Origin of the sequence: Sphingopyxis sp., from assembly GCF_036402335.1 — a bacterium.
In the GTDB taxonomy this organism is placed as follows: Bacteria; Pseudomonadota; Alphaproteobacteria; order Sphingomonadales; family Sphingomonadaceae; genus Sphingopyxis.
In genome coordinates, this window is record NZ_DASWTD010000610.1 from 1 (window position 1) to 2,525 (window position 2,525).

At 64.5% G+C, this 2,525-nt stretch carries 2 protein-coding genes; one reads left to right on the forward strand and one right to left on the reverse strand.

All coding sequences use genetic code 11. The annotated features are described in order from the left end of the window. Positions 1 to 149: 149 nt before the first annotated feature. Positions 150 to 1,424 carry an MFS transporter gene (locus VGD20_RS19735; protein WP_331136080.1) on the reverse strand — a complete coding sequence of 425 codons (1,275 nt, stop codon included), beginning with the start codon at positions 1,422 to 1,424 and terminating at the stop codon, positions 150 to 152. A gap of 251 nt (positions 1,425 to 1,675) precedes the next feature. Between VGD20_RS19735 and VGD20_RS19740 the strand changes: the two genes are divergently transcribed. Then, positions 1,676 to 2,431 (forward strand): FadR/GntR family transcriptional regulator, encoded by a 756-nt coding sequence (locus VGD20_RS19740; RefSeq protein WP_331136081.1) that lies wholly within the window; start codon positions 1,676 to 1,678, stop codon positions 2,429 to 2,431. The last annotated feature ends 94 nt before the right edge of the window (positions 2,432 to 2,525 follow it).

The following is a 2,525-nucleotide window of genomic DNA, read 5'->3' on the forward strand; positions in this document are numbered from 1 at the left end:
GATCAGCCAGTCGTGGAAGGTGAAGGCGCCCATCGTTTCCGGCGACAGCAGCGGCGACACGATATCCATCGGGTTCGTACAGAAGTGCGGCGGCAGCGGCGCGGTCTCGCCGGCCCATCTGACGACGCGGGTACGGATGTCGGTAATTTTCAACGGGAGACCTTTCTTGAGAAATCGAGGGGAGCGATGCGCGGGATCGTGATGCAGACGAGCGCGAAGGCGATGACGTGGAGCGACGCGGCAAGCGTGAGGACCGGCGTGTAACCAAGCCCCGCATCGAGCATCCAGCCGGCCGCCTGCCCCATCGCGATGCCGCCGAAGGCGCCGCCGAGGCCAACGAGCCCCGCGAACTTGCCGAGCGCGCCGCGCGGCACGAGATCGGTCGGCAGCGTCATGACGAGCGTGGCCCAGCTCTGCTGGCCGGCGAAGGCGAGGCTGAAAATGAAGATCACCATGCCGACCGACGTCGCGGACGGCACCAGCATGATGAGCGGCATGACCGCGACGCTGAGCCCCATCGCGATCTTGCGCGCCGCGTTGGCCGAAAGGCCGCGCCCCAGCAGGCGGCTCGAAAGATAACCGCCGGCGAGGCTACCGACGCCGCACGCGGCATAGGGAATCCAGCCGATCGTCGCCGCCTGCTTCAGATCGAAGGCATGCGCCTCGAACAGATATTTGGGCAGCCAGAAGAGGTAGAAATACCATGCGGCGTCGCCGAGAAACTTGGCGCCCATCAGGCCGGCCACTTCCCTGCGCGCCAGCAGCGCGCGGAGCGACGGCGCGTCTTCGGCGGGCGCCGCTTCGCCCGCGTGTTGGAACGACGCGTCGGGCGCGCGATAGCTCCACCACCAGCCCGCCACCCAGACGATGCCGATCGCCCCGGTGATGAAAAACACCCAGCGCCAGCTGCTGAGCCCCATCCAGTCACCGTGCGCGAGGATGAGCGCGATCAGCGGCGGTGCGATTACCGCGCCCACGGCGGTGCCGACATTGATCAGGCCCATCGCGGTCGCGCGGTCGCGGGCCGGAAACCATTCGGCGACGACGCGGGTCGCCGCGGGAAATCCGCCGCCTTCGCCGAAGCCGAGGAGCAGGCGGCTGGCCGCGAGCGCGAGGACACTGCCGGCAAGCCCGTGGCTGGCACAGGCGAGCGACCAGAAGACCATGATGACGATGAAGCCGCGCCGGGTACCGATGCGATCGAGGAGCCAGCCGCCGCCGAGGTACATCAGGCCATATGTGGCGAGGAACGCCGAATCGAGCGCGGCCTTGATCTGGTTGCTGATCGGAATATCAGCTTCGATATGCTTGATCGCCCAGGGCAGCGTCTGACGATCGAGATAGCTGATCGCGATGGCCCCCGCGACGAGCAGCGCAATCGCCCAGCGGCCGCGCAGGGCGTCGCTCGTCGGCGCACGGTCCATATTAGCGACGCCCTTCGAGGCAGCGACGCCCGGTCGCTTGCGCCCGATCTTCCGGCCTCTTGCCTCGCATGCCGTACCCCTCACTAGTCCGACCAATATTTTTTGGCCTTTCGGTTTGTGCAAGCTTCATATGCTGAATCTCGCAACATTTGTAGATAGTATACGATAATTTCTGATTGTCTAGTCCTACCAGATCAATTTTGCGATATGCACCGCTTGACGACCAAGATCGGGGACGCCACCAGAGACTTATGGACACGAGCCCCCGCGACCCGCTGGACAAGCCACGCGAACGCCCCAAGCAGATTCACGATGCGATTGCGCACGAGCTGGGCGTCGCGATCGCGAGCGGCACCTATGTGCCCGGGCAGATGCTTCCCGGTGAGGCGAAGTTCAGTTCGGAACTAAAGGTATCGCGCGGGGCCTATCGCGAAGCGATCCGGATCCTCGCCGCGAAGGGTCTGGTGAAGAGCCGGACCAAGAGCGGCACGCGCGTGAGCGAGCGCCGACGCTGGAACATTCTCGATATCGACGTTCTCGCCTGGATGTTCGAAGCCGGTCCGGACGAAACCTTTATCCGCGAGATCTTCGAATTGCGGCTGATCGTCGAGCCGGCGGCGGCAGCGCTTGCCGCCACGCGGCGCACCAGTCGCGAACTCGGCAGCATGGGGCATGCCCTCGAAGAGATGGAACGCTTTGGCCTGCTGGACGAGCGAGGGCGCGCGGCCGACCAGGCGTTCCACAACATGATCCTCGAATCGACGCGCAACGAAGCCGTGATATCGCTCTCCAACACGATATCGGCGGCGGTCGGCTGGACGACGGTATTCGCACGGCGTGAGCGGGCTGCGGCGCGCGACCCGATGCCCGACCATTACCGGCTGTTCGATGCTTTGGCCCAGGGCGATCCGCATCAGGCGCGAGCCTGCATGGTTACGCTCATCGACCATGCACTGCATGACGCGGGGATCGGTTCGGCACTGGATGGGACGCTGTCGGTCCTCTAATCTGGCTACTCGATAGCCAAGGTCGGAGATCATTGATTCCGCAGGATGGGCTTGCCTGATTACCGCTGAGAAACTGTATTTCGGGGAAGATAGT